The sequence below is a fragment of the Pseudomonas sp. R15(2017) genome (assembly GCF_002112685.1).
Lineage (GTDB): Bacteria > Pseudomonadota > Gammaproteobacteria > Pseudomonadales > Pseudomonadaceae > Aquipseudomonas > Aquipseudomonas glycinae.
This window is the reverse complement of sequence record NZ_NEII01000003.1, coordinates 201,879-224,218: the sequence shown is the minus strand read 5'-3', so window position 1 is coordinate 224,218 and position 22,340 is coordinate 201,879. Positions and strand designations below refer to the sequence as shown.

General features: G+C 60.6%; 26 protein-coding genes and 1 pseudogene. 15 read left to right on the top strand and 12 right to left on the bottom strand.

Annotated elements, in window-relative coordinates; all coding sequences use genetic code 11:
* Window positions 1-137: 137 nt before the first annotated feature.
* The 6 genes from CAF77_RS07985 (at window position 138) to cysG (ending at window position 7,653) form a co-directional block, all read left to right on the top strand.
* Window positions 138-2,546, top strand: coding sequence for a DNA translocase FtsK (locus tag CAF77_RS07985; RefSeq protein WP_084776936.1), 2,409 nt, complete (start codon window positions 138-140; stop codon window positions 2,544-2,546).
* A 74-nt stretch (window positions 2,547-2,620) separates the two neighbouring features.
* On the top strand, window positions 2,621-3,241 hold the full coding sequence (gene lolA / locus CAF77_RS07980) for an outer membrane lipoprotein chaperone LolA (RefSeq protein WP_085654287.1): 621 nt from the start codon (window positions 2,621-2,623) through the stop codon (window positions 3,239-3,241).
* Between the two features lie 24 nt (window positions 3,242-3,265).
* A complete protein-coding gene (locus CAF77_RS07975; protein WP_007958186.1) occupies window positions 3,266-4,588 on the top strand; it encodes a replication-associated recombination protein A in 1,323 nt (440 codons plus the stop codon).
* Window positions 4,588-4,962, top strand: a complete 375-nt coding sequence (gene crcB / locus CAF77_RS07970; protein ID WP_064380678.1) for a fluoride efflux transporter CrcB — start codon at window positions 4,588-4,590, stop codon at window positions 4,960-4,962. Before CAF77_RS07975 ends, crcB begins: the two co-directional genes overlap by 1 nt.
* 15 nt (window positions 4,963-4,977) lie before the next feature.
* Complete coding sequence (gene serS, locus CAF77_RS07965; RefSeq protein WP_064380676.1) at window positions 4,978-6,258, top strand: serine--tRNA ligase; 1,281 nt, start codon at window positions 4,978-4,980, stop codon at window positions 6,256-6,258.
* Window positions 6,259-7,653, top strand: coding sequence for a siroheme synthase CysG (gene cysG / locus CAF77_RS07960; RefSeq protein ID WP_064380673.1), 1,395 nt, complete (start codon window positions 6,259-6,261; stop codon window positions 7,651-7,653). It begins immediately after the preceding gene.
* Window positions 7,654-7,698: 45 nt separating this feature from the next.
* Here cysG and CAF77_RS07955 read toward each other — a convergent pair whose 3' ends face one another.
* The 8 genes from CAF77_RS07955 to CAF77_RS07920 form a co-directional block, all read right to left on the bottom strand.
* On the bottom strand, window positions 7,699-8,700 hold the full coding sequence (locus CAF77_RS07955; protein WP_064380671.1) for a glutathione S-transferase family protein: 1,002 nt from the start codon (window positions 8,698-8,700) through the stop codon (window positions 7,699-7,701).
* Between the two features lie 91 nt (window positions 8,701-8,791).
* Window positions 8,792-9,793 (bottom strand): glycosyl transferase family protein, encoded by a 1,002-nt coding sequence (locus CAF77_RS07950; RefSeq protein ID WP_064380669.1) that lies wholly within the window; start codon window positions 9,791-9,793, stop codon window positions 8,792-8,794.
* A complete protein-coding gene (locus CAF77_RS07945) occupies window positions 9,790-10,125 on the bottom strand; it encodes a TusE/DsrC/DsvC family sulfur relay protein (protein ID WP_064380667.1) in 336 nt (111 codons plus the stop codon). Before CAF77_RS07945 ends, CAF77_RS07950 begins: the two co-directional genes overlap by 4 nt.
* On the bottom strand, window positions 10,122-10,415 hold the full coding sequence (gene tusB, locus CAF77_RS07940) for a sulfurtransferase complex subunit TusB (RefSeq protein ID WP_064380666.1): 294 nt from the start codon (window positions 10,413-10,415) through the stop codon (window positions 10,122-10,124). Before tusB ends, CAF77_RS07945 begins: the two co-directional genes overlap by 4 nt.
* Window positions 10,415-10,771, bottom strand: coding sequence for a sulfurtransferase complex subunit TusC (tusC, locus tag CAF77_RS07935; protein ID WP_007958208.1), 357 nt, complete (start codon window positions 10,769-10,771; stop codon window positions 10,415-10,417). Before tusC ends, tusB begins: the two co-directional genes overlap by 1 nt.
* Before the next feature lies 1 nt (window position 10,772).
* The gene (gene tusD, locus CAF77_RS07930) at window positions 10,773-11,165 is read right to left on the bottom strand and encodes a sulfurtransferase complex subunit TusD (RefSeq protein WP_064384074.1); all 393 of its coding nucleotides are present in this window, start codon (window positions 11,163-11,165) and stop codon (window positions 10,773-10,775) included.
* A 100-nt stretch (window positions 11,166-11,265) separates the two neighbouring features.
* Window positions 11,266-11,967: a YoaK family protein gene (locus CAF77_RS07925; RefSeq protein WP_064380664.1), complete on the bottom strand. Its 702-nt coding sequence runs from the start codon at window positions 11,965-11,967 to the stop codon at window positions 11,266-11,268.
* A gap of 24 nt (window positions 11,968-11,991) precedes the next feature.
* Complete coding sequence (locus CAF77_RS07920) at window positions 11,992-12,321, bottom strand: DUF6388 family protein (RefSeq protein ID WP_085654286.1); 330 nt, start codon at window positions 12,319-12,321, stop codon at window positions 11,992-11,994.
* 135 nt (window positions 12,322-12,456) lie between these two features.
* Here CAF77_RS07920 and CAF77_RS07915 point away from each other — a divergent pair, with 135 nt between their 5' ends.
* Window positions 12,457-12,807, top strand: a complete 351-nt coding sequence (locus CAF77_RS07915; protein WP_064380660.1) for a hypothetical protein — start codon at window positions 12,457-12,459, stop codon at window positions 12,805-12,807.
* A 64-nt stretch (window positions 12,808-12,871) separates the two neighbouring features.
* On the opposite strand, the gene CAF77_RS07910 is transcribed toward CAF77_RS07915, so the two are convergent.
* Window positions 12,872-13,297: a GNAT family N-acetyltransferase gene (locus CAF77_RS07910; protein ID WP_085654285.1), complete on the bottom strand. Its 426-nt coding sequence runs from the start codon at window positions 13,295-13,297 to the stop codon at window positions 12,872-12,874.
* A 137-nt stretch (window positions 13,298-13,434) separates the two neighbouring features.
* Between CAF77_RS07910 and CAF77_RS07905 the strand changes: the two genes are divergently transcribed.
* From CAF77_RS07905 to CAF77_RS07890, 4 genes and pseudogenes are all read left to right on the top strand, one after another.
* Window positions 13,435-13,872 carry a hemerythrin domain-containing protein gene (locus CAF77_RS07905; protein WP_011334931.1) on the top strand — a complete coding sequence of 146 codons (438 nt, stop codon included), beginning with the start codon at window positions 13,435-13,437 and terminating at the stop codon, window positions 13,870-13,872.
* Window positions 13,873-14,095: 223 nt separating this feature from the next.
* Window positions 14,096-14,731, top strand: coding sequence for a lytic polysaccharide monooxygenase auxiliary activity family 9 protein (locus CAF77_RS07900; protein ID WP_085654284.1), 636 nt, complete (start codon window positions 14,096-14,098; stop codon window positions 14,729-14,731).
* A gap of 40 nt (window positions 14,732-14,771) precedes the next feature.
* Window positions 14,772-15,797, top strand: a pseudogene (locus CAF77_RS07895) (chitinase); the annotation flags it as partial.
* 142 nt (window positions 15,798-15,939) lie between these two features.
* Window positions 15,940-16,530 (top strand): NUDIX domain-containing protein, encoded by a 591-nt coding sequence (locus CAF77_RS07890; protein ID WP_064380653.1) that lies wholly within the window; start codon window positions 15,940-15,942, stop codon window positions 16,528-16,530.
* Here CAF77_RS07890 and CAF77_RS07885 read toward each other — a convergent pair.
* The gene (locus CAF77_RS07885; RefSeq protein ID WP_064380651.1) at window positions 16,527-17,042 is read right to left on the bottom strand and encodes a methylated-DNA--[protein]-cysteine S-methyltransferase; all 516 of its coding nucleotides are present in this window, start codon (window positions 17,040-17,042) and stop codon (window positions 16,527-16,529) included. The genes CAF77_RS07890 and CAF77_RS07885 overlap by 4 nt on opposite strands.
* Window positions 17,043-17,178: 136 nt before the next feature.
* On the opposite strand from CAF77_RS07885, the gene ggt reads away from it, so the two are divergent.
* The 3 genes from ggt to CAF77_RS07870 all read left to right on the top strand — a co-directional run bounded on the left by ggt (window position 17,179) and on the right by CAF77_RS07870 (window position 20,634).
* Window positions 17,179-18,906: a gamma-glutamyltransferase gene (ggt, locus tag CAF77_RS07880; RefSeq protein ID WP_064380649.1), complete on the top strand. Its 1,728-nt coding sequence runs from the start codon at window positions 17,179-17,181 to the stop codon at window positions 18,904-18,906.
* A 66-nt stretch (window positions 18,907-18,972) separates the two neighbouring features.
* The gene (locus CAF77_RS07875) at window positions 18,973-19,506 is read left to right on the top strand and encodes a cysteine hydrolase family protein (RefSeq protein ID WP_064380647.1); all 534 of its coding nucleotides are present in this window, start codon (window positions 18,973-18,975) and stop codon (window positions 19,504-19,506) included.
* A gap of 108 nt (window positions 19,507-19,614) precedes the next feature.
* Window positions 19,615-20,634, top strand: a complete 1,020-nt coding sequence (locus tag CAF77_RS07870) for a lysozyme inhibitor LprI family protein (RefSeq protein ID WP_064380645.1) — start codon at window positions 19,615-19,617, stop codon at window positions 20,632-20,634.
* Window positions 20,635-20,638: 4 nt separating this feature from the next.
* On the opposite strand, the gene CAF77_RS07865 is transcribed toward CAF77_RS07870, so the two are convergent.
* The gene (locus tag CAF77_RS07865; protein WP_064384073.1) at window positions 20,639-21,280 is read right to left on the bottom strand and encodes a TetR/AcrR family transcriptional regulator; all 642 of its coding nucleotides are present in this window, start codon (window positions 21,278-21,280) and stop codon (window positions 20,639-20,641) included.
* Window positions 21,281-21,403: 123 nt separating this feature from the next.
* Between CAF77_RS07865 and CAF77_RS07860 the strand changes: the two genes are divergently transcribed.
* A complete protein-coding gene (locus CAF77_RS07860; RefSeq protein WP_064380643.1) occupies window positions 21,404-21,862 on the top strand; it encodes a GNAT family N-acetyltransferase in 459 nt (152 codons plus the stop codon).
* A gap of 5 nt (window positions 21,863-21,867) precedes the next feature.
* Here CAF77_RS07860 and CAF77_RS07855 read toward each other — a convergent pair whose 3' ends face one another.
* Entirely contained in the window at window positions 21,868-22,167 is a 300-nt protein-coding gene (locus CAF77_RS07855; RefSeq protein WP_064384072.1) for a hypothetical protein, read from the bottom strand.
* Window positions 22,168-22,340: the final 173 nt, after the last annotated feature.

The window sequence follows — 22,340 nt, the reverse complement described above, 5'->3', positions numbered from 1 at the left end:
CCGTGTTTATAAAAGGCGGGGCGCAGTGTTAAAAGTAGTCTCCGTTGCGCCCGTCAATTTTTTACCTGCCTGGATTGGGCAGTTTTTTATCGTCATTCAATAGATGGACGCGCCTCTGGCGCAGGAAAAGAAGCGTTTTGAAGAAATCCACGGAAGCACCAAAAACAGTCGTTCCGCTTTGGCGCCAGCAATTGCACTACCGGCTCAAGGAAGGTGCATTGATCGCCATCGGCGCCTTGTGCCTGTTCCTGATGATGGCTTTGCTGACCTACGGCAAGGACGATCCGGGCTGGAGCCACAACAGCAAGATCGATGACGTGCAGAATTTCGGTGGCCCGGCGGGCTCCTACAGCGCCGACATCCTGTTCATGGTGCTGGGTTACTTCGCGTACATCTTCCCGTTGCTGCTGGCGATCAAGGCGTATCAGATCTTCCGTCAGCGCCACGAGCCGTGGCAGTGGAGCGGCTGGCTGTTCTCCTGGCGCCTGATCGGCCTGGTGTTTCTGGTGTTGTCCGGCGCCGCGCTGGCGCACATTCATTTCCATGCACCCACCGGATTGCCGGCCGGCGCGGGTGGTGCGCTGGGTGAAAGCCTTGGTGACCTGGCCCGCAATGCCCTGAACATTCAGGGCAGTACGTTGCTGTTCATTGCGCTCTTCCTGTTCGGCCTGACGGTGTTCACCGATCTGTCGTGGTTCAAGGTGATGGACATCACCGGCAAGATCACCCTCGACCTGTTCGAACTGTTCCAGGGCGCGGTCAACCGTTGGTGGTCGGCGCGTACCGAGCGCAAGCAACTGGTCGCGCAGCTGCGTGAAGTCGACGATCGCGTGCATGACGTGGTTGCACCGACGGTCACCGACAAACGCGAGCAGGCCAAGGTCAAGGAGCGTCTGATCGAGCGCGAACAGGCCCTGAGCAAGCACATGTCCGAGCGCGAGAAACAGGTGCCGCCGGTCATCGCCCCGGCCCCGGTCAAGGCGCCGGAGCCAAGCAAGCGCGTGCAGAAAGAGAAGCAGGTGCCGTTGTTCGTCGACAGCGCCGTGGAAGGCACCTTGCCACCGATCTCGATCCTCGATCCCGCGGAAAAGAAACAACTCAATTATTCGCCTGAATCCCTGGCCGCGGTCGGCCACTTGCTGGAGATCAAGCTCAAGGAATTCGGCGTCGAAGTCACCGTGGATTCGATCCATCCCGGCCCGGTCATTACCCGTTACGAAATCCAGCCTGCTGCGGGCGTGAAGGTCAGCCGAATCGCCAACCTGGCAAAAGACCTTGCGCGTTCGCTGGCCGTGACCAGCGTGCGGGTGGTGGAAGTGATTCCGGGCAAGACGACGGTCGGTATCGAGATCCCTAACGAAGACCGGCAGATCGTGCGCTTCTCCGAAGTGCTGTCGACCCCCGAGTACGACAACTTCAAATCGCCAGTCACTCTGGCCCTGGGCCACGACATCGGCGGCAAACCGGTCATCACCGATCTGGCAAAGATGCCGCACCTGCTGGTGGCCGGTACCACCGGTTCCGGTAAGTCGGTGGGCGTGAACGCGATGATCCTGTCGATCCTGTTCAAATCCGGCCCGGACGACGCCAAGCTGATCATGATCGACCCGAAAATGCTCGAGCTGTCGATCTACGAAGGCATTCCACACCTGCTGTGCCCGGTCGTGACCGACATGAAGGACGCCGCCAACGCCCTGCGCTGGAGCGTGGCCGAGATGGAACGTCGCTACAAGCTGATGGCGAAGATGGGCGTGCGAAACCTGTCCGGCTTCAACGCCAAGGTCAAGGAAGCCCAGGATGCCGGCGAGCCGCTGAGCGATCCGCTGTACAAACGCGAAAGCATCCACGACGAAGCGCCGCTGTTGCAGAAGCTGCCGACCATCGTCGTGGTCGTGGACGAATTCGCCGACATGATGATGATCGTCGGCAAGAAGGTCGAAGAACTGATCGCCCGTATCGCCCAGAAGGCGCGTGCGGCCGGTATCCACCTGATCCTTGCTACCCAGCGGCCGTCGGTGGACGTGATCACCGGTCTGATCAAGGCCAACATCCCGACCCGGATGGCGTTCCAGGTGTCGAGCAAGATCGACTCCCGGACCATTATCGACCAGGGCGGCGCCGAGCAACTGCTCGGCCACGGTGACATGCTGTACATGCCGCCGGGCACCAGCCTGCCGATTCGGGTTCACGGCGCCTTCGTGTCCGACGATGAAGTTCACCGGGTGGTTGAAGCCTGGAAACTGCGCGGCGCGCCGGAATACAACGACGACATCCTCAACGGTGTCGAAGAGGCGGGCAGTGGTTTTGAAGGCAGCAGCGGCGGCGGTGACGGCGACGATCCGGAAGCCGACGCGCTGTACGACGAAGCCGTGCAGTTCGTACTGGAAAGCCGTCGCGCCTCCATCTCCGCTGTACAGCGCAAGCTGAAGATCGGTTACAACCGTGCCGCGCGCATGATCGAAGCCATGGAAATGGCCGGGGTCGTGACGTCGATGAACACCAACGGTTCCCGCGAAGTCCTGGCCCCTGGCCCGGTACGCGACTGATTCGATTGATCCAAATGCAATGGGCGGTGCATGAAGCGCCGTCCTCTTTCCCACGAGTATTCAAGAGGACTCCCATGCGTCTTATCCGCATGTTGCTGCCGGTACTGGCTTTGACCACCCTCACGGCTCACGCCGATGACAAGGATGTGGCTCGCCTGACCCAATTGCTCGAAACATCCAAGACCCTGACCGCCAACTTCTCCCAGCTGACCCTCGACGGCAGCGGCACCCAGTTGCAGGAAACCACCGGCGACATGACCCTGCAGCGTCCGGGCCTGTTCTACTGGCACACCAATGCGCCCGCCGAGCAGACCATGGTCTCCGACGGCAAGAAAGTCACCCTGTGGGACCCGGACCTGGGACAGGCCACCATCAAGAAGCTCGATGAACGTCTGACCCAGACCCCGGCACTGTTGCTGTCCGGCGACGTATCGAAAATCAGCCAGAGCTTCGACATCACCGCCAAAGAGGCCGGCGGCGTGATCGACTTCACCCTGAAGCCGAAAACCAAGGACACCCTGTTCGACAGCCTGCGTCTGTCGTTCCGCAACGGTCTGGTCAATGACATGCAACTGATCGACAGCGTCGGCCAGCGCACCAACATCCTGTTTACCGGTGTGAAGGCCAACGAAGCGGTCCCGGCATCGAAGTTCAAGTTCGACATCCCGAAGGGTGCCGATGTGATTCAGGAATAAACACAGAGGTTTCATCAGTACGTGATGGATCTGTTTCGCAGTGCACCGATTGCCCAGCCACTGGCCGCCCGTTTGCGGGCGACCAATCTGGATGAGTACGTCGGTCAGGAACACGTGCTCGCTCGCGGCAAGCCTCTGCGCGAAGCGCTGGAGCAGGGTGCCCTGCATTCGATGATCTTCTGGGGCCCGCCGGGCGTGGGCAAGACCACGCTGGCGCGGTTGCTGGCGGAAGTCTCGGATGCGCATTTCGAAACGGTCTCCGCGGTGCTGGCCGGGGTCAAGGAGATCCGTCAGGCGGTGGAAATCGCCAAGCAGCAGGCCGGCCAATACGGCAAGCGCACGATTCTGTTTGTCGATGAAGTACACCGCTTCAACAAGTCTCAACAGGACGCCTTCCTGCCGTACGTTGAAGACGGCACGCTGATCTTCATTGGCGCCACCACCGAAAACCCTTCGTTCGAACTGAACAACGCATTGCTGTCGCGGGCGCGAGTCTATGTACTCAAGAGCCTCGACGAAGCGGCGTTGCGCAAACTGGTGCACCGCGCACTCACCGAAGAGCGTGGTCTGGGCAAGCGTCATCTGACCCTCAGCGATGAAGGCTTCCAGATGCTGCTGTCTGCCGCCGACGGCGATGGCCGGCGCCTGCTGAACCTGCTGGAAAACGCCTCGGATCTGGCTGAAGACAACAGTGAGATGGGCACCGAGCTGTTGCAAAGCCTGCTCGGCGACACTCGCCGGCGCTTCGACAAGGGCGGCGAAGCGTTCTACGACCAGATTTCCGCGCTGCACAAGTCAGTGCGCGGCTCCAATCCGGATGGTGCGCTGTACTGGTTTGCGCGAATGATCGACGGCGGCTGCGATCCGCTGTACCTCGCCCGGCGCGTGGTGCGCATGGCCAGCGAAGACATCGGCAACGCCGATCCTCGTGCCTTGAGTCTGTGCCTCGCCGCGTGGGAAGTGCAGGAACGTCTCGGCAGCCCGGAAGGTGAGTTGGCAGTGGCTCAGGCCATCACTTATCTGGCCTGTGCGCCGAAAAGCAACGCGGTGTACATGGGCTTCAAGACCGCGCTGCGCGCCGCCGCCGAACATGGCTCGCTGGAAGTGCCGCTGCACCTGCGCAATGCGCCGACCAAATTGATGAAGCAATTGGGTTATGGCGACGAATACCGTTATGCCCACGACGAGCCAGACGCCTACGCGGCCGGCGAAGACTATTTCCCGGAAGAACTCGACCCGATTCCGTTCTACCAGCCGGTGCCCCGTGGCCTGGAGTTGAAGATCGGCGAAAAGCTCAACCACCTCGCCCAACTTGATCGATTAAGCCCCCGGCAGCGGAGAAAATAGTGGTTCCACTGATCGTTGCAGTCTCCGTCGGCGGGATTGCCGGCACCTTGTTGCGCTTCGCCACCGGCAATTGGGTCAACGCCAATTGGCCGCGGCACTTCTATACCGCGACGCTGGCCGTTAATATCGTGGGCTGTCTGCTGATTGGCGTGCTGTACGGCCTGTTTTTGATACGCCCGGAAATACCGATTGAGGTGCGTGCCGGGTTGATGGTCGGCTTCCTCGGGGGGCTGACGACTTTTTCATCCTTTTCACTGGATACGGTGCGCCTGCTGGAAAGCGGGCAAGTGCCGCTGGCCCTGGGCTATGCGGCCATCAGCGTATTCGGCGGGCTGCTCGCGACCTGGGCCGGCCTGTCCCTGACCAAACTTTGATAACGAGAAACCGACATGCTCGATTCCAAACTGTTACGTAGCAACCTTCAGGACGTAGCGGACCGCCTGGCTTCCCGTGGCTTTGCCCTGGATGTCGCGCGCATCGAAGCGCTGGAAGAACAGCGCAAGACCGTCCAGACCCGCACCGAAGCACTGCAGGCTGAGCGTAACGCGCGTTCCAAATCCATCGGTCAGGCCAAGCAGCGCGGCGAAGACATCGCGCCGCTGATGGCGGACGTCGAGCGCATGGCGGGCGAACTGAGCGCCGGTAAAGTCGAGCTGGACGCGATCCAGACCGAACTGGATTCGATCCTGCTGGGTATCCCGAACCTGCCGCACGAATCGGTTCCGGTCGGTGAAGACGAAGACGGCAACGTCGAAGTCCGTCGCTGGGGCACCCCGACCGCTTTCGATTTCCCGGTACAGGACCACGTGGCCCTGGGCGAGAAATTCGGCTGGCTCGACTTCGAAACTGCCGCCAAGCTGTCGGGCGCACGTTTCGCCCTGCTGCGCGGCCCGATTGCCCGCCTGCACCGCGCACTGGCGCAGTTCATGATCAACCTGCACGTCACCGAGCACGGCTACGAAGAGGCCTACACGCCTTATCTGGTTCAGGCTCCGGCGCTGCAAGGCACCGGCCAATTGCCGAAGTTCGAAGAGGACCTGTTCAAGATCGCTCGCGAAGGCGAAGCCGATCTGTACCTGATCCCGACCGCCGAAGTGTCGCTGACCAACATCGTGGCCGGTGAAATCGTCGATTCGAAACAGCTGCCGATCAAGTTCGTCGCTCACACTCCGTGCTTCCGCAGCGAAGCCGGCGCGTCGGGTCGTGACACTCGCGGCATGATCCGTCAGCACCAGTTCGACAAGGTCGAGATGGTGCAGATCGTCGAGCCGTCGAAGTCGATGGAAGCGCTGGAAAGCCTGACCGCCAACGCCGAGAAAGTTCTGCAACTGCTGGGTCTGCCTTACCGCACCCTGGCGCTGTGCACCGGCGACATGGGCTTCAGCGCGGTCAAGACGTACGACCTGGAAGTGTGGATCCCGAGCCAGGACAAATACCGTGAAATCTCGTCGTGCTCCAACTGCGGCGACTTCCAGGCCCGCCGTATGCAGGCGCGTTTCCGCAACCCGGAAACCGGCAAGCCTGAGCTGGTGCACACCCTGAACGGTTCCGGTCTGGCGGTCGGTCGTACCTTGGTGGCCGTGCTGGAAAACTATCAGCAGGCCGACGGTTCGATCCGTGTGCCGGACGTGCTGAAGCCGTACATGGGTGGCCTTGAGGTCATCGGTTAAATGAAATATCTGCCGCTGTTTCACAACCTGCGCGGCAGTCGTGTGTTGGTTGTCGGTGGGGGGGAGATTGCCTTGCGCAAGTCCCGCCTGCTGGCCGATGCCGGTGCGCTGCTGCGGGTGGTCGCACCTGAAATCGAAGCGCAACTGCGCGAACTGGTTGCCGCCAGCGGTGGCGAATGCCTGCTGCGTGGCTACACCGAAACGGATCTGGACGGTTGCGGGCTGATCATTGCCGCCACCGATGACGAAGCCTTGAACGCGCAAGTCTCCGCCGATGCCCATCGGCGCTGCGTGCCGGTCAATGTGGTCGATGCGCCGGCGCTGTGCAGCGTGATTTTCCCGGCGATTGTCGATCGTTCACCGCTGATCATCGCGGTCTCCAGTGGCGGCGATGCGCCGGTGCTGGCCCGACTGATTCGCGCCAAGATCGAAACCTGGATTCCCTCGACCTACGGCCATCTGGCCGGTCTGGCCGCGCGGTTTCGCGATCAGGTCAAAGGCCTGTTTCCCGATGTGCAGCAACGTCGCGGTTTTTGGGAAGACGTGTTCCAGGGGCCGATTGCTGATCGCCAACTGGCAGGACAGGGCGCCGAAGCCGAACGTTTGCTGCAAGCCAAGATTGACGGCGAAGCCATGGTCACGACCGGTGAGGTGTATCTGGTGGGCGCAGGACCGGGCGATCCGGATCTGCTGACCTTCCGCGCCTTGCGCCTGATGCAGCAAGCCGATGTGGTGCTGTACGACCGCTTGGTCGCTCCGGCGATTCTTGAACTGTGCCGTCGCGATGCCGAGCGGGTCTACGTCGGCAAGCGTCGCGCCGATCACGCCGTGCCGCAGGATCAGATCAACCAGCAACTGGTGGATCTGGCCAAGGCCGGCAAGCGTGTGGTGCGGTTGAAGGGCGGGGATCCGTTCATTTTCGGCCGTGGCGGCGAAGAGATCGAGGAACTGGCGGCCCATGGCATCCCGTTCCAGGTGGTGCCGGGCATCACGGCGGCCAGCGGTTGCGCGGCGTATGCCGGGATTCCGCTGACCCATCGCGATTATGCGCAGTCGGTGCGTTTCGTCACCGGGCACTTGAAGGACGGTTCCACCGACCTGTTGTGGGCGGACCTTGTCGCGCCGGCGCAGACCTTGGTGTTCTACATGGGCCTGGTGGGATTGCCGATCATCTGCGAGCAGTTGATCAAGCATGGTCGCGCCGCCGATACCCCGGCAGCGCTGATCCAGCAGGGCACCACGGTCAATCAGCGGGTCTTCACCGGCACGCTGGCCGACCTGCCGCGTCTGGTGGCGGAGCATGAAGTGCATGCGCCGACGCTGGTGATCGTCGGCGAAGTGGTGCAACTGCGCGAGAAACTGGCGTGGTTCGAGGGCGCTCAGGGTCAAATCTGACGACTCTGAAGGGATTGTTCCCACGCTGTGGGAACAATCCTGCTTTCAACCTCTGCGCCAGACTCCTTTCCCGCCCAACCGGTCCCGGTCATGGGCAACAGTGAAATCCTGCTTCGGCCCCTTCGGCACAACCCCGGTCGGGTTGATGGTCTTGTGGCTGCCGTAGTAGTGATGCTTGATGTGCTGGAAATCCACGGTCTCGGCAACGCCCGGCCATTGGTACATCTCACGCAGCCAGTTCGACAGGTTCGGATAATCGCTGATCCGCCGCAGATTGCATTTGAAGTGCCCGTGGTACACCGCGTCGAAACGGATCAGCGTGGTGAACAACCGCACGTCCGCCTCGGTGAGGTATTCGCCCGTCAGATACCGGTTGGCGTCGAGCACCTGCTCCAGATGATCCAGTTCGGCAAACACATCATCGAACGCTTCTTCATAGGCGTTCTGCGAGGTGGCAAACCCGGCGCGGTACACGCCGTTGTTCACGGCGGGGTAGATCCGCTCGTTCAGCGCATCGATTTCGCCGCGTAATGGTGCCGGATAGAAGTCCAGATCGTTGCCGGTCAAGTCATCGAAGGCGCTGTTGAACATGCGGATGATCTCCGCCGATTCATTGCTGACGATGCGCTTGAGCTTCTTGTCCCACAGCACCGGCACGGTGACGCGACCGGTGTAGTCGGCGGTGTCAGCGGTGTAGCGCTGGTGCATGAAATCGAAGTGGTCGAGTTTGTCGCCGGTCGAACCGAGGTTCTGATCGAAGGTCCAGCCGTTTTCCAGCATCAGCCAGCTGACGACGGAAACGTCGATCAGACTTTCCAGGCCCTTGAGCTTGCGCAGGATCAGCGTGCGATGAGCCCATGGACAGGCGAGAGAGACATAAAGGTGATAACGCCCGGCTTCGGCGGCGAAACCGCCTTCACCGCTCGGGCCCGGCTCGCCGTTGCGAGTGACCCAGTTACGGCGCTGCGCCTGTTCGCGCTGGAACGCGCCGTCCTTGCTGCTTTCGTACCACTTGTCCTGCCAGCGGCCGTCGACGAGTAAACCCATGATCAAGACTCCAGAAACCAGTAATCGTTGGAGCCGAGTCTATTCCGATGAGTTCGAACAAAAAGCGCAAAGATCGGGCGTTTATGATCGGTTAAATCGATTTATCCCGCGCGGCCCAGTATTGCTCGGCAGTTTCGAAAGCCTGCTCACGGCTCTGACCGAGGCCACGCAGTGCCAACGCCATGGTCGAAATCAGCGCCATTTGCGGGTAACTGTCGATCACATCCCCACGCCAGACGGCCTTCAAATGCTCGATATCCAGCGAAGAAGGTTTGACGTGACGCTGCGCCGACAGCTGCGGCCATTCCTCGTCCCAGCTCTCGCCGCCAGTGGTGCCGTACAAGTGGCTGTCGGCATCCGGATTGATCTCGATTTCGCCGCCGTCGCCCTTGATCACGATTGCGGTGTCGCCAAGCAGCCCGCTGGCATCGCGATGCACCGCTTGATAACCGGGATGGAAAATACTCTGCAGACCGCAACGCGCACCCAGCGGATTGAGAATCCGCGCCAGCGAATGAATCGGCGAGCGCAGACCGAGGGTGTTGCGCAGGTCGATCATCCGTTGCAGCTGCGGCGCCCAGTCCACCAGCGGCATGAACGCCAGTCCACCGTTATCCAGCGCCGCGCCGACCTGTTGCCAGTTGCGACACAGTGGGATTTTCAGCTGACCGAGCAATTGTTCGGAATACAAACGCCCGGCGGTGTGGGCGCCGCCGCCGTGCATGAAGATACGCACGCCGTTCTGTGCCAGGCACTTGGCGACCAGCAGATACCATGGCAGGTGACGCTTCTTGCCGGCATAGGTCGGCCAGTCCAGATCGACGTTCAGTGCTGGCGCCTGCAAGCGCTCGCGCAGGGCCTCGGTGAACCCGGCCATTTCCTCGGCGCTTTCTTCCTTGTGCCGCAGTAGCATCAGGAAGGCGCCGAGCTGGGTTTCTTCGACCGCTTCGTCGAGCACCATGCCCATGGCTTCCCGCGCTTCCTCGCGGGTCAGGTCGCGGGCGCCGCGCTTGCCCTTGCCGAGGATGCGCACGAACTGGGCGAACGGATGTTCGGCGGGCGTTTCGAGGGGCAGCGCTGGATAGTCGGTCATAGGCAATTCGTCGGTTTGGGCAGGCCCGCCAGTTTCGCGGCGAGTTTGGCAGGGGTGCCTTTGAACAGTCGGTTCAGGTGCAGGCTGTTGCCTTTCTCCGCGCCGAGCTTGAGCGCGGTGTACTTGATCAGCGGCCGGGTGGCCGGAGACAACTGGAATTCGGCATAGAAGCTGCGCAGCAGTTCGAGGATTTCCCAATGTTCCGGGCTCAGCTCGATGTCTTCGGCAGCGGCGAGGGCGCTGGCGACTTCGGCCGACCAGTCGTTGAGGTCGACCAGGAAGCCGTCCTTGTCCAGTTCGATGGCGCGGGTGCCGACGGTCAGCGCATTCATAGCCAGGAGTTGACCTTGTCGTGGTGGATCGACAACTCGACGAAGGCGGGGTAATCGATGGCTTCGGCCCAGTCCGGAACCTGCACGGCACGGGCTTGCGCGTCTTCGGCCAGCACGAACAATTTCACCTGACGAGATTCCAGCGCACTGAACGGCGCAGTGCCAGGTTGCAGCGCATAAGCGGCATCGCCCGACAGCAACAGCGCATCGCTGGCACCCAGCAGGCGCAGGCAACTGGTCAGGCGTTCGTCACCGAACGGGGAGTGGGACAATACATGCAAAGTCGACATCAGAGGGTGATCACCTGGTCGTAACGGTCAATGAGGGCGGTGATTTGCTCGGCGGCCAAAGGCTGCGCCTCGTCCAGTGAGCGATCGCCGAGGCCGCGCGCACTGGCGCTGTCGGCGCAGTAGAACAGCTCTTCGACGCCGAACATCGGCAGCGCTTGCAGGTTGGCGCTCAGGTCTTTCTGCTGCAGTGCCTTGGCGTTTTGCCCGGCCGCCAGTTGCAACACACCGTCATCGAGAAACAGCAGACCGATCGGCAGATCGAAGGCGCCGCCGGCGAGTACGATGTCCAGCGCTTCGCGGGCGCCGGGGCCGGACCACGGCGATTGGCGGCTGATGATCAAAAGGGATTTGGCCATGTCAGGCGCCTCCGAAACAGATCAGGCGGTCGGCATCCTGCACCGCGTCATGCAACTGGCCGAGGCCGGACAATTCCCACGGCGCGCTGACGGCCACGGCATCACGCTGATAACGCCCGGCTTCCTCGGTATTCAACACGCCACGGCGCAGGGCCGCGGCGATGCACACCACGCCGTCGAGGTTTTGTTCGGTGATGAAAGATCGCCACTGCTTGGGCAGGTTCAGTTCGTCCTGCGGTGTGACCACCGCGTCGGACGCGTTGTGGACGCCGTCCTGATAGAAAAACAGCCGGACAATCTCATGTCCGCCGGCCAGTGCGGCTTGGGCGAATAGCAGGGCGCGGCGCGAGGAGGGCGCATGGGCGGCGGAAAACAGCGCAATGGCGAACTTCATGACGGACTCGATCAGCAAAACTGCGGCCATGATAAAGCTTTCTCGGCGGGGCGGCGAAGTCGATGTTTCCCGTGTCCGTCCTGATGCGATCAGGTGTCTGTCAGCGCGGCATGTAGCCCAACTGCCAGCGCCGCGGAATTTTCAGGGTCAGCAGCCCCAGAACGCCAGCGAACAGACCGCTGACCAGCATCGCCCGAAGTCCCAGATGATGCTCCAGCACCGCCCCCAGAATGGCGCCGACCAGCATCCCGCTCCACGGCACCATTTGCACCCGCCAGCCGCTTCGCCGTTCGCCGAGCACCCAGCGGCCCAATCCACGGCCGAATCGGGACAGGGCGCCGGTGACGTACGTCAGCCCGACCGGCAGACCGTTCACTTCCTCCACCGCTGCGTTGAGCATACCCATCGCAACAATCGCTGCCAGCAGGGCCGGCAGTTGCGTGTCAAAGGGCCAGGCTGCCAAACAGAGCAGAGCGGCGATGGACAACAACAGGGGCAGCGCCCGCCGTCCACCCAGTCGGCTGACTACAACCCCGAGGGCATTACCGACAATGAACGTCGCGACGAGCAGGATCAGCCTTATTGTCAGTCCGCTGTCGCCATCGCTGATCGCCACCGCCAGCCGCGTGGTGTTGCCGCTCATGAAGGAAACGAAATCGCCGCTGGCCATGAAGCCGATAGCGTCGGTCATGCCGGCCAGTACCGACAGGCTGGCAACCAGCGCCAGGCCCACACGGCCGCGCCATTTCTGTATGTGAAGATGTCCGGGGCTGGCGCGGTGGGTCGAAGTCGAAGGCAGCATCGATAAAGCGTCCTTGAGCAGGGGTTATGGTTCTATGCCATACAGATCGCAGTATTCCAGCCAGTCCATGCCGGCCATTTCCGCCACTTCGCGATGAACTTCCAGGCGTTGCGCCTGATATTCCTCGGGCGTCGCGGCAGTCAGTTGCAAGGTCAGTTCCCAGGCAAACAATCCTTGGCCTTCGGCCTCGGCTTCGAAGGCTTCGTGCAGGCGTTCTTCGCGGTACTGCGCCTGCGTTTCGCCCTTGGCCTGGGCCAAGAGCGGGTTGAGGTGATCGAGGGCTTCGCGCAGTTCGGGGCGTGCATCGAGAAATAGTTTCAGGGCCTGTTCGTGTCGCTGGTCAGTAGGCGCCATGGGCTTTCCTTGTAAGGCTGATGAACGTTAATGTGCCGCAGCGGCCGGCATGTGTCGCGCTCTAAATGCAGTAAAGCAGAACGTTTTTTGGCGTCGCGGTGATACAGTCCGCTTTTTTCCGAATGAGCGAATGCAATGCGAATGCTGATGGTGGCACTGGCGGCAACCCTGCTGGCCGGTTGCGCGGGCTCGGCGATGGAAGACGCCCGCACGCAAACCCCTTACAAGACCCTGAGCTCGGAGAAGCCCGAAAAAGACGTGGCCCGATGCGTTCAGTTCGCCTGGCAGGACGAGGCGGTGTTCGGCGTGGACGCGGCGGCGTATCTGCAACCGGGCAAGAAGGGCGGTTCGACGGTCTACACGCGCTCGGCGGAGTCGTTCGTCGACTTGAGCACGGATGCGTCCGGCACCGTGCTGAATTACTACGCGCAGAAGGATGATTTTGTGGCCAAGCGCCGCTTGGCGGCGTTGGCGACCTGTTTGTAACGGGCGGTTGAATGCATTGAAGCATGCGCGACCCTCGCCAGCCTGCGGGCGAGGGTCGCTGAATTCAATCAATCAAACGCTTCTGGAAAAAATGCCGCTTGTGCCCCAGCGGATAATCCACAATCTCGCCACACTCGGTATACCCCAGTTTTTTGTAGAACCCGGGCGCCTGAAAATCAAAGGTATCGAGCCAGATCCCCACGCAGTCTTTTCCCCGGGCGAATTCCTCGACCATGTTCATCAGCTTCGAGCCGATGCCCTGTCCCCGGCCTTCTTCCGGCACCGCCAGTAACTCGATAAACAGCCACCGATAGAACGTGTGCCCATAGAGGCCACCGAGGATCGCGTCGTTGTCGTCGCGTACCAATAGCGCGACCGGTTCGTACAGCGAAGGTCCGGCTTTGGCGATGTTATGGGCACGCAGCGGCGCCAGGATGGCCGCGCGCTGTTCTTCGGTGGGGTCCTGTGACAGCTCGATCCGCAACGTCATGTTGTCTTCCTTGTAGTAATGAATCGGCAGCCTATCGCGCCACCGTCGGTTGAAGCAATCGCTTGGAACCGTTGCTCCTGCGCCGCGGTCTAGCCCTTCAGGGCGTCCATCCGGAACGCGTTTGCCTGGGAGATTCCATGAACATTTTCGAAGCCCTGCGTGAAAGCCACGATCGTCAGCGGACCTATGCGAAATCGTTGATCAAGACCAGCGGTGACACCCCGGAAAGGGTCGAGGCCTACAAGCAGTTGAAGGCTGAGCTGCAAGCCCATGAAACGGCTGAAGAGCGCCATTTCTATATTCCGCTGATGGAGTACGACAACGGTATCGACCTCAGTCGGCATGCCATCGCCGAGCACCATGAAATGGACGAAATGATGGAAGAGCTCGACGAGACCGAGATGTCCAGCCCGGCCTGGTTGGCCACGGCGAAAAAGCTTTCGGAGAAGGTCCATCACCACTTGCAGGAAGAAGAGCAGAAATTCTTCCAGATGGCCGGCAAATTGCTCGACGACAAGCAAAAGGTACAGCTCGCCGGGCAGTATCAAAAGGAGTTCGAGGCACAGCTTCCCTGAACCGGTAAATGCGGGTTTTTGTAATAACGCGGTGTAGTCCTTTTGCCCTTCGTTGGGTGAGCGTCGTCGTAATGCACTGTGTTTATATACAGTGTTTTCGGCGTTTTTCGAGTTTCGCCAAGGCAGACTGCGACAAAACCGCCGATGGACAAAAAATCCCCCTCCGTTAGCTTGAAGGCCTCTCCTCGGACAGGAGAGTTCTTAAATCAACGGAGTGAAAAACATGAACCAACCACAAGCTCAAACCCAACTGCGACACGGTCGCGTCATCTCCCCTGCAAGCCGCGGTGCGGTGGCCATCGAGCAAGGATTGCTCGGTGGCTGGCAGGTCAACGAAATGGAAGGTGGCAAGAACTTTCCGGCGCTGGCAGCCGGCCCGTTCCCCGCGCCGTTCGAAAGCGACAATCCGAGCGTCGTGCCGCCGGCTGACGGCTATATTCTCAGCGGCGGCAAAAACGACGCACGTGACTGCGTGAACTTCACCGCAGAAGAAATGAGCAAGAAGCTCGGGCGTCCGTTCTCCTGGCCGCTGCTCAATGTCACGCCTGGCCAGACCCTTGAGGTCAAGTGGGAGTACACCGCCCCGCACACCACCCGCGGTTACCGCTGGCTGATCACCAAGGATGGCTGGGACCCGAAACAACGCATCACCCGAGCGCAACTGGAGGCTCAACCGTTCGCCGAGGATTTCTATCTGCAAGTGCCGTACTACAGTCATGCGGCGGAATTGAAAGCCAAGGTCAATCACGCGGTGAAACTGCCGGACAACAAGCACGGGCATCACGTCATCGTCCTGATGTGGATCGTCGCCAACACCGGCAACGCCTTCTATCAGGCCTTCGATATGGACTTCAAATAAGCCCGCAACGTCAAACTCACACGTTCTGAAGGATTAGAACATGTCAAACATCGACTTTACCCTATTGAAAAGCCAGGCCAGCGACGCCGCGTCGCTGATGCCGAGCCTTGCCGGCAAGAAGATCCTCATGGGCTTCTGGCACAACTGGCCGGCCGGCCCGAGCGATGGTTACCAGCGCGGCCAGTTCGCCAACATCACCCTGGAAAACGTGCCCAAGGAATACAACGTGGTTGCGGTGGCCTTCATGACGGGCAGCGGGATTCCGACCTTCAAGCCGTTCAACGTCTCCGATGCCGAGTTTCGCCGTCAGGTCGGCGTGCTCAACAGTCAGGGACGGGCCGTGCTGATTTCACTGGGCGGTGCCGATGCGCACATCGAATTGCGCGCCGGTCAGGAGCAACCGCTGGCCAATGAAATCATCCGTCTGGTGGAAACCTACGGTTTTGATGGCCTGGACATCGATCTTGAGCAGAGCGCGATTGATTTCGCTGCCAACAAGACCGTCCTGCCGGCCGCGCTGAAACTGGTCAAGGATCACTACGCCGGCCAGGGCAAGCATTTCATCATCAGCATGGCGCCGGAGTTCCCGTACCTGACCACCTCCGGCAAATACGTCGGTTATCTGCAGGCGCTGGAAGGCTATTACGACTTCATCGCTCCGCAGTTCTACAACCAGGGTGGCGACGGGGTCTGGGTGCCGGAGGCCAATAACGGCAACGGGGCGTGGATCGCTCAGAACAACGACGCGATGAAAGAGGACTTCCTCTATTACCTGACCGAGAGCCTGGTCACCGGCACTCGCGGTTTTACGAAGATCCCGGCGGACAAGTTCGTCATCGGCCTGCCGTCCAACGTCGATGCTGCTGCCACCGGTTACGTGATCGACAAAACCGTGGTCGGCAACGCGATGAAACGCCTGGCGGTCAAAGGGCATCCGATCAAGGGCCTGATGACCTGGTCGGTGAACTGGGACAACGGCACCAGCAAGGATCGCGTGCCGTACAACTGGGAATTCAGTCGGCGTTATGGACCACTGATTCACGGGGCGCCGTCTGCGGCGCAGGGCACTGATGCCGCAACGGTGAACGTCGCTCATCAGTAGTCAGTGAAGGAAAAGCCCGGTAGCGCTGCCGGGCTTTTTTCGTCGGCGGTTCGCATTATTTCACCTACCATGGCCATCTTCCGATGACAAAAAAGGATCAGGCGTCATGTCCAACACAGCCGAGCGGGTCAACATCGTCGATACCCAGGTGTTGTCCCACGACTGGTATCTGCTCAAGAAAATCACCTTCGACTATCACCGTAACAACGGTGACTGGCAGCGTCAGACGCGCGAGGTCTACGACCGTGGCAATGGTGCGGCAATTCTGCTGTTCAACCGCGAGCAACGCACCGTGGTGCTGACCCGGCAGTTCCGCCTGCCGGTATTCGTCAACGGTCACGACGGATTGCTGATCGAAGTGGCGGCGGGATTGCTTGAGGGCGCGGCGCCGGAGCAGCGCATCCGCGACGAGGCGGAGGAGGAAACCGGTTATCGCGTGCATGACGTGAAGAAGGTGTTCGAGGCCTACATGAGCCCCGGCTCGGTGACTGAGAAACTGCACTTTTTCATCGCCGAGTACGATGCCTCGTCAAAGGTCAGTGAAGGGGGCGGTCTGGAAGAGGAAACAGAAGAACTTGAAGTGCTGGAGTGGCGTTTCGACGACGCGCTGGCGGCGTTCCAGCGGGGTGAAATCTGCGATGCCAAGACCATCATGCTGCTGCAGTACGCGGCGATGAATAACCTGTTCGGCGGTTAAAACAGATCGCCGGTTTTACCGATGTCCGACCACTGGCCACCCTCCAGAGTCAGCAAGCGCTCCTTGGCTTCCAGGCCTCCGGCAAACCCGGTCAGTTTTCCTGAGGCGCCGATGACTCGATGGCACGGTGCAATGATCGAGATCGGATTGCGCCCGTTCGCCGCGCCAACGGCACGCACCGCGCTCGGGTGGCCGATCTGTTCGGCGATCTGGCTGTAGGTCCGGGTTTCGCCAAACGGAATGGTCAGCAACGCGGCCCAGACCTTTTTCTGGAATTCGGTGCCGGCAAAGTCCAGCTCCAGATCGAACGCGTTTCGCGTTCCTGCAAAATATTCTTCCAGCTGTCGCGCGGCTTTCATCAATACCGGGTTGTCCGGTGCCTCGCTCATTGGCCCGAGGCGCACCCGGTTCGGTTTGTCGTTTTCCCAGAGGATGGCGGCCAGACGTGAGCCGTTCGCGACCAGCTTCAACTCGCCGACGGGCGAGGGCAGGGTGATGAACGTGTAGGTCATGGGTAGAACTCCGGGACGGGGGTGAAAACTGCGCCCAGCATACTGCCGGATCGGGGAGGCGCAAACCGCAATCACGACCATACTGGCTGATGCTCTTGAAGCGCTTTCCTACCTTATAAAAAGAAGAGACCGACTCATGAAGTACGAACCTTTTGCCAAATCGCTGATGGCGACCTCATTGGCGCTCAGTTGCCTGATGGCTCACGCCGCCTCGGTTGCTCCGGTCGCCGCCGAAAACGGCATGGTGGTCACCGCCCAGCACCTGGCCACTCACGTGGGCGTCGACGTATTGAAAAGTGGCGGCAACGCGGTGGATGCGGCGGTCGCCGTGGGTTATGCACTGGCGGTGGTTTACCCGGCGGCGGGCAACCTCGGTGGTGGTGGTTTCATGACCATTCAACTGGCGGACGGACGCAAGACCTTCCTCGATTTCCGCGAAAAAGCCCCGCTGGCCGCGACGGCCAACATGTATCTCGACAAGGACGGCAACGTCATTCCGGACCTGAGTACCCGTGGCCACCTCGCGGTGGGCGTTCCGGGCACCGTGTCCGGCATGGAGCTGGCGCTGAGCAAGTACGGCACCAAACCGCGCAAGGAAATGATTGCCCCGGCCATCAAACTGGCCGAAGACGGTTTTGCGCTGGAGCAGGGCGACGTTGAGCTGCTGGAATACGCCACCGACGTGTTCAAGAAGGACATCAAGGATTCCGGTGCGATCTTTTTGAGCAACGGCGAGCCGATGCAGGTCGGGCAGAAACTGGTGCAGAAGGATCTGGGTAAAACCTTGCGCACCATTTCCGAAAAAGGCGCCGACGGCTTCTACAAAGGCTGGGTGGCCGATGCTATCGTCACGTCCAGTCAGGCCAACAAGGGCATCATCACCCAGGCCGACCTCGACAAGTACAAGACCCGCGAATTGGCCCCGGTGGAGTGCGACTATCGCGGTTATCACGTGGTATCGGCACCGCCGCCAAGCTCCGGCGGCGTCGTGATCTGCCAGATCATGAACATTCTCGAAGGCTATCCGATGAAGGATCTGGGCTTCCATTCGGCCCAGGGCATGCATTACCAGATCGAGGCGATGCGCCACGCATACGTGGATCGCAACAGTTATCTGGGCGACCCGGATTTCGTGAAAAACCCGATCGAACACCTGCTGGACAAGAACTACGCGACCAAACTGCGTGACGCGATCCAGCCGCAGAAGGCCGGCGTGTCGGCGGAACTCAAGCCCGGCGTCGCGCCCCATGAAGGCAGCAACACCACGCACTACTCGATCGTCGACAAATGGGGCAACGCGGTCTCGGTCACCTACACCCTCAACGACTGGTTCGGCGCCGGCGTGATGGCGAGCAAGACCGGAGTGATCCTCAACGATGAAATGGACGACTTCACCTCCAAGGTCGGCGTGCCGAACATGTACGGCCTGGTGCAGGGCGAGGCCAACGCCATTGCTCCGGGCAAGGCGCCGCTGTCCTCGATGAGCCCGACAATTGTCACCAAGGACGGCAAAGTGGTGATGGTGGTCGGTACGCCGGGCGGCAGTCGCATCATTACCGCGACGTTGCTGACCATGCTCAACGTCATCGACTACGGTATGGGACTTCAGGAAGCGGTCGACGCGCCGCGTTTCCACCAGCAGTGGATGCCGGAGGAAACCAACCTCGAAGACTTCGCCGCCAGCCCCGACACGAAGAAGATTCTCGAGAGCTGGGGCCACAAGTTCGCGGGCCCGCAAGACGCCAACCACATCGCCGCGATTCTGGTCGGCGCACCATCGCTGGGTGGCAAACCGGTCGGCAAGAACCGCTTTTACGGTGCCAACGACCCACGGCGCAACACCGGGTTGTCATTGGGTTACTGAGCGGAGTAAAAAGGGGGCGGGCACACGTCCGCCCCTGTCTCAAGGACCGATCAAGGAAGGCTCACCATGACCACCGCATTGCTGATCATCGATGTCCAGCGCGCCCTGTGCACAGGCGAATACGAGTGCCACGACATCAAACGGGTGATCGATACCATCAACGGCCTCAGCGCCCGCGCGCGTCAATCAGGTGTGCCAGTGGTGCTGATTCAGCACAACGAAAAGGACAGCCCGTTCGCTCACGGTGCCGAAGGCTGGCAATTGGCTGAAGGCCTGAACACCGCGCCCGGCGATCTGCGCGTCGACAAGACCGCCAACGACTCGTTCTACCAGACCAACCTGCAGAAACTGATTCCCCGGGAAGACTTCGACCGCCTGGTGATCTGCGGCATGCAAACCGATTACTGCGTCAACGCCACCGTGCGTCAGGCCCACCAGCTGGGCTACGACGTGGAGCTGGCGGCCGACGCCCACACGACGGTCGACAACGGCAACATGAGCGCCGAAGACATCATCGCCGAACACAACAAGGACTGGGCGCAACTGACCGGTTCTGTAGCGCGGATCGATGTGAAGCCGGCGGCTGAAATCAGATTCTGAGTCGTTCTTGCACAAGAGCCCGGTTGTCCGCCAGCAACCGGTGAAAAATCAGAGCATCAATAGCCCAGGCCCGGCATACTGCCGCCGCCTCAGGAATGGAATCTGTCGATGCTCGCTTTCAATCTCCGTCACGCCTTGCTGCTGACGTCTCTCGTATTTGCTACCACCTCCCACGCTGCCAGTTTTGACTGTGCTGGAGCTTCCAGTCCGGTTGAAAAAGCCGTTTGTGCGGATCCGTATACCTCGAGTCTCGATGAAAAACTCGGGGCGCTCTGGCGGACAGCGTTGGCGCAGGTGGCTGACCCGCAAGCGCTCAAGGCTGATCAAAGAGCATGGTTGAAGAACCGCAGCCTTTGTGGCGCTGAACCGGCGTGCTTGCATCGTGAATATCTGATGCGCCTGACTGAGCTGAAATATGCGACCAGAACGTTCTCATGGGATGCCACATGGCAGTTGATTCCTCACGGGGTGAACTCGGCATCCGAAGTGATCATCAAGCGTCAAGACTCCACACACATCCGCTTTGGGATTTCAGCACAGGAGGGCGCCAACTCTGGTGAATTGGAAGGTATTGCTGTGTTGAACGGTGGTGAAGCCCGTTTCGAAGAAGGTAGTTGCACGCTTGTTTTTCGAGCGATCAATGGTGTACTGGACGTCACACAGAATGGCGATGACGTTGATTGCGGTGCCGGTATGGGTGTCTTTTATTCAGGTCGTTATGTGGCGTCTGAAAAACCACTATCGATGAATTACAACCTGTTGAGCCTTGGACTTGCTCGTACGCAGCAAGAGGATCAGGCGATGCATAAACTGCTCAAGGGTGATTATCAGAAACTGGTGGACCGTACGAGTACGATGACCGTCGGCGACCCGGCGGTTGATGTGCCTGATGCAGAGGTCATCGAGATGTGGGTACGTGGGCTGGGCAATATGAACGCGGCCATTCTGATGCGTGCGGCCAGTAACCGTTTCTGGGTGCTGATGTTGGTGCCTGAAAAAGAGGGCCATACGCGAGCCCGTTACTACACCAATGTACCGGAATGGAAAAAGCGCCTGCCTGCTCAGTTCCAGGCATGGTACGAGCGGATGGAAGGCGACCGCACGCTTCCGCTGGATTTCATGCCCTGACGCTTCAGGTCGCAAACAGCACGTCACGGATTTCCCCCTTCCGTGGAGCCACGACCCCCTCCAGCACCAGCCGCGTAATCGTCTCCGCCGCCACCGCATAATCCTCATCCTGCGGCACCTCCCGCCCGGTGATGCGCCCCATTTGCCAGCCGATGTTGGTGTAGGTGCGCGTCGCCGACCAGATGAACAGCATCAAATGCTCTGGATCGACCGGCGCCAGCAGCCCGCGGTCGATCCAGCTGCGCAGGCACTCGACATTACGCCGGGCTTCGCAATGCAGCAGGTCGCGGCATTCGTCGGGCAACTGACGGCCGCCGAGCAGCAACTCACCACTGAAAACCTTGGCGATCGCCGGATGCTCACGGGCGATGCGGATGCGCGCGGCAATGTAGGCGCGCATGCCGATCAGCGGGTCATCGCTTTCGCGCAGCACCGCCGAAGCTTCCAGCAACGGTTCGACAAAGCCGAGCAGCACTCTGCCGTAGAGGTTTTCCTTGCTCTGGAAGTAGTAATAAAGATTGGCCTTGGGCACACCGGCGCGGGCGGCGATGTCGCGGGTCTGGGTCGCGTCGAAGCCGTTGGCGGCGAATTCTTCACTGGCGGCGGCCAGGATCAGTTGCTGGTTGCGTTCGCGGATGCTGCTCATGGACGGCATGGAGGTCTGGCCATTTCGGGTTCGTAATATACAAAACTATATAGCGAGTAAGCCAGCGAACTCGCTCCTCAGCGCTATGCTGGTTTCAATTTCGGTAACCTCAGGAAAATCACAATGACCCTTCAGGCCCTGCGCGCCACGACGACTCGCCTCGACGCGGCGGCGAAGCTGTTCGACGCCTATCGCGGCTTTTATGGCCAGCCGTCGAACCTCGAGCAATCGCGAGCCTTTATTGCCGAGCGGATGGCCGGCAATGAATCGGCGATTTTTCTGGTTGAGGATGAAAGCGGTGAGGCGCTCGGATTCGTCCAGCTGTATCCGACGTTTTCCTCGATTGATGCCCATCGCACGTGGTTGCTCAGCGATCTGTTCACCACGCCGGCCGCCCGAGGTCGTGGAGTCGGACGATTGCTGATGAATACCGCCCGCGACTTCGCCGTCGAAACCGGCGCCAAGGGACTGGTGCTGGAAACCGCCACCGACAATGTCACCGCCCAGGGATTGTACGAATCACTCGGTTGGATACGTGACACTGGCTATTACACCTACCTGCTGGACTTGCGGCAGGGCTGATCCGGTCAGCCGACCTGAGCCAGCAATCGCTCGATCTGCGCCAGCTCCCAGGTGCTGAGCAGGCTGACCGGGTCGGTGCCGAAACGCTGAGTCGTGTCGAGTCGCCACACCCGATCTTCCGGGCTCCGACATTGCAGACAGTGGTGCAGGCGCTGACCGTCAAAGTCGAGCAACAGCCGCCAGCCGTCGATCTCGACCGAGATCTGTCCAGGCCGGTATTCCTGCGCAATACGCTGTAACGCGTAAACCTCCAACGCCGCATCGCGCAAGCGCTGGCAGACTTCGCGAGTGGATAGCGGTGACATGTTCAAACCCGTTGCTCGATGAAGCGTGCAAGCATAGAGCGCCAACCCGTTCCTGTCAGCGATCACTGGCCCACGCCGGTGCATTTGCGTAACATCCGCAACCCTCTTTTTCCGCGGCGCTCTTTTGCGCCAATGCATGCGGCCGCGCCCGTCGGCCGCTCTGTCAGGTAAGC

Bases quoted from the DNA above. Each gene is read 5' to 3' on its own strand.
- CAF77_RS07865 (WP_064384073.1), bottom strand. From the start codon at position 21,280: ATGAGCAGCATCCGCGAACGCAACCAGCAACTGATCCTGGCCGCCGCC.
- CAF77_RS07905 (WP_011334931.1), top strand. From the start codon at position 13,435: ATGAACATTTTCGAAGCCCTGCGTGAAAGCCACGATCGTCAGCGGACC.
- CAF77_RS07910 (WP_085654285.1), bottom strand. From the start codon at position 13,297: ATGACGTTGCGGATCGAGCTGTCACAGGACCCCACCGAAGAACAGCGC.
- CAF77_RS07870 (WP_064380645.1), top strand. From the start codon at position 19,615: ATGCTCGCTTTCAATCTCCGTCACGCCTTGCTGCTGACGTCTCTCGTA.
- tusB (WP_064380666.1), bottom strand. From the start codon at position 10,415: ATGTCGACTTTGCATGTATTGTCCCACTCCCCGTTCGGTGACGAACGC.
- tusC (WP_007958208.1), bottom strand. From the start codon at position 10,771: ATGGCCAAATCCCTTTTGATCATCAGCCGCCAATCGCCGTGGTCCGGC.
- CAF77_RS07945 (WP_064380667.1), bottom strand. From the start codon at position 10,125: ATGAATGCGCTGACCGTCGGCACCCGCGCCATCGAACTGGACAAGGAC.
- CAF77_RS07955 (WP_064380671.1), bottom strand. From the start codon at position 8,700: ATGGGTTTACTCGTCGACGGCCGCTGGCAGGACAAGTGGTACGAAAGC.
- CAF77_RS07925 (WP_064380664.1), bottom strand. From the start codon at position 11,967: ATGCTGCCTTCGACTTCGACCCACCGCGCCAGCCCCGGACATCTTCAC.
- CAF77_RS07920 (WP_085654286.1), bottom strand. From the start codon at position 12,321: ATGGCGCCTACTGACCAGCGACACGAACAGGCCCTGAAACTATTTCTC.
- CAF77_RS07890 (WP_064380653.1), top strand. From the start codon at position 15,940: ATGTCCAACACAGCCGAGCGGGTCAACATCGTCGATACCCAGGTGTTG.
- CAF77_RS07855 (WP_064384072.1), bottom strand. From the start codon at position 22,167: ATGTCACCGCTATCCACTCGCGAAGTCTGCCAGCGCTTGCGCGATGCG.
- CAF77_RS07885 (WP_064380651.1), bottom strand. From the start codon at position 17,042: ATGACCTACACGTTCATCACCCTGCCCTCGCCCGTCGGCGAGTTGAAG.
- ggt (WP_064380649.1), top strand. From the start codon at position 17,179: ATGAAGTACGAACCTTTTGCCAAATCGCTGATGGCGACCTCATTGGCG.
- CAF77_RS07860 (WP_064380643.1), top strand. From the start codon at position 21,404: ATGACCCTTCAGGCCCTGCGCGCCACGACGACTCGCCTCGACGCGGCG.
- tusD (WP_064384074.1), bottom strand. From the start codon at position 11,165: ATGAAGTTCGCCATTGCGCTGTTTTCCGCCGCCCATGCGCCCTCCTCG.
- CAF77_RS07875 (WP_064380647.1), top strand. From the start codon at position 18,973: ATGACCACCGCATTGCTGATCATCGATGTCCAGCGCGCCCTGTGCACA.
- CAF77_RS07950 (WP_064380669.1), bottom strand. From the start codon at position 9,793: ATGACCGACTATCCAGCGCTGCCCCTCGAAACGCCCGCCGAACATCCG.
- cysG (WP_064380673.1), top strand. From the start codon at position 6,259: ATGAAATATCTGCCGCTGTTTCACAACCTGCGCGGCAGTCGTGTGTTG.
- lolA (WP_085654287.1), top strand. From the start codon at position 2,621: ATGCGTCTTATCCGCATGTTGCTGCCGGTACTGGCTTTGACCACCCTC.
- CAF77_RS07900 (WP_085654284.1), top strand. From the start codon at position 14,096: ATGAACCAACCACAAGCTCAAACCCAACTGCGACACGGTCGCGTCATC.
- CAF77_RS07915 (WP_064380660.1), top strand. From the start codon at position 12,457: ATGCGAATGCTGATGGTGGCACTGGCGGCAACCCTGCTGGCCGGTTGC.
- CAF77_RS07975 (WP_007958186.1), top strand. From the start codon at position 3,266: ATGGATCTGTTTCGCAGTGCACCGATTGCCCAGCCACTGGCCGCCCGT.
- serS (WP_064380676.1), top strand. From the start codon at position 4,978: ATGCTCGATTCCAAACTGTTACGTAGCAACCTTCAGGACGTAGCGGAC.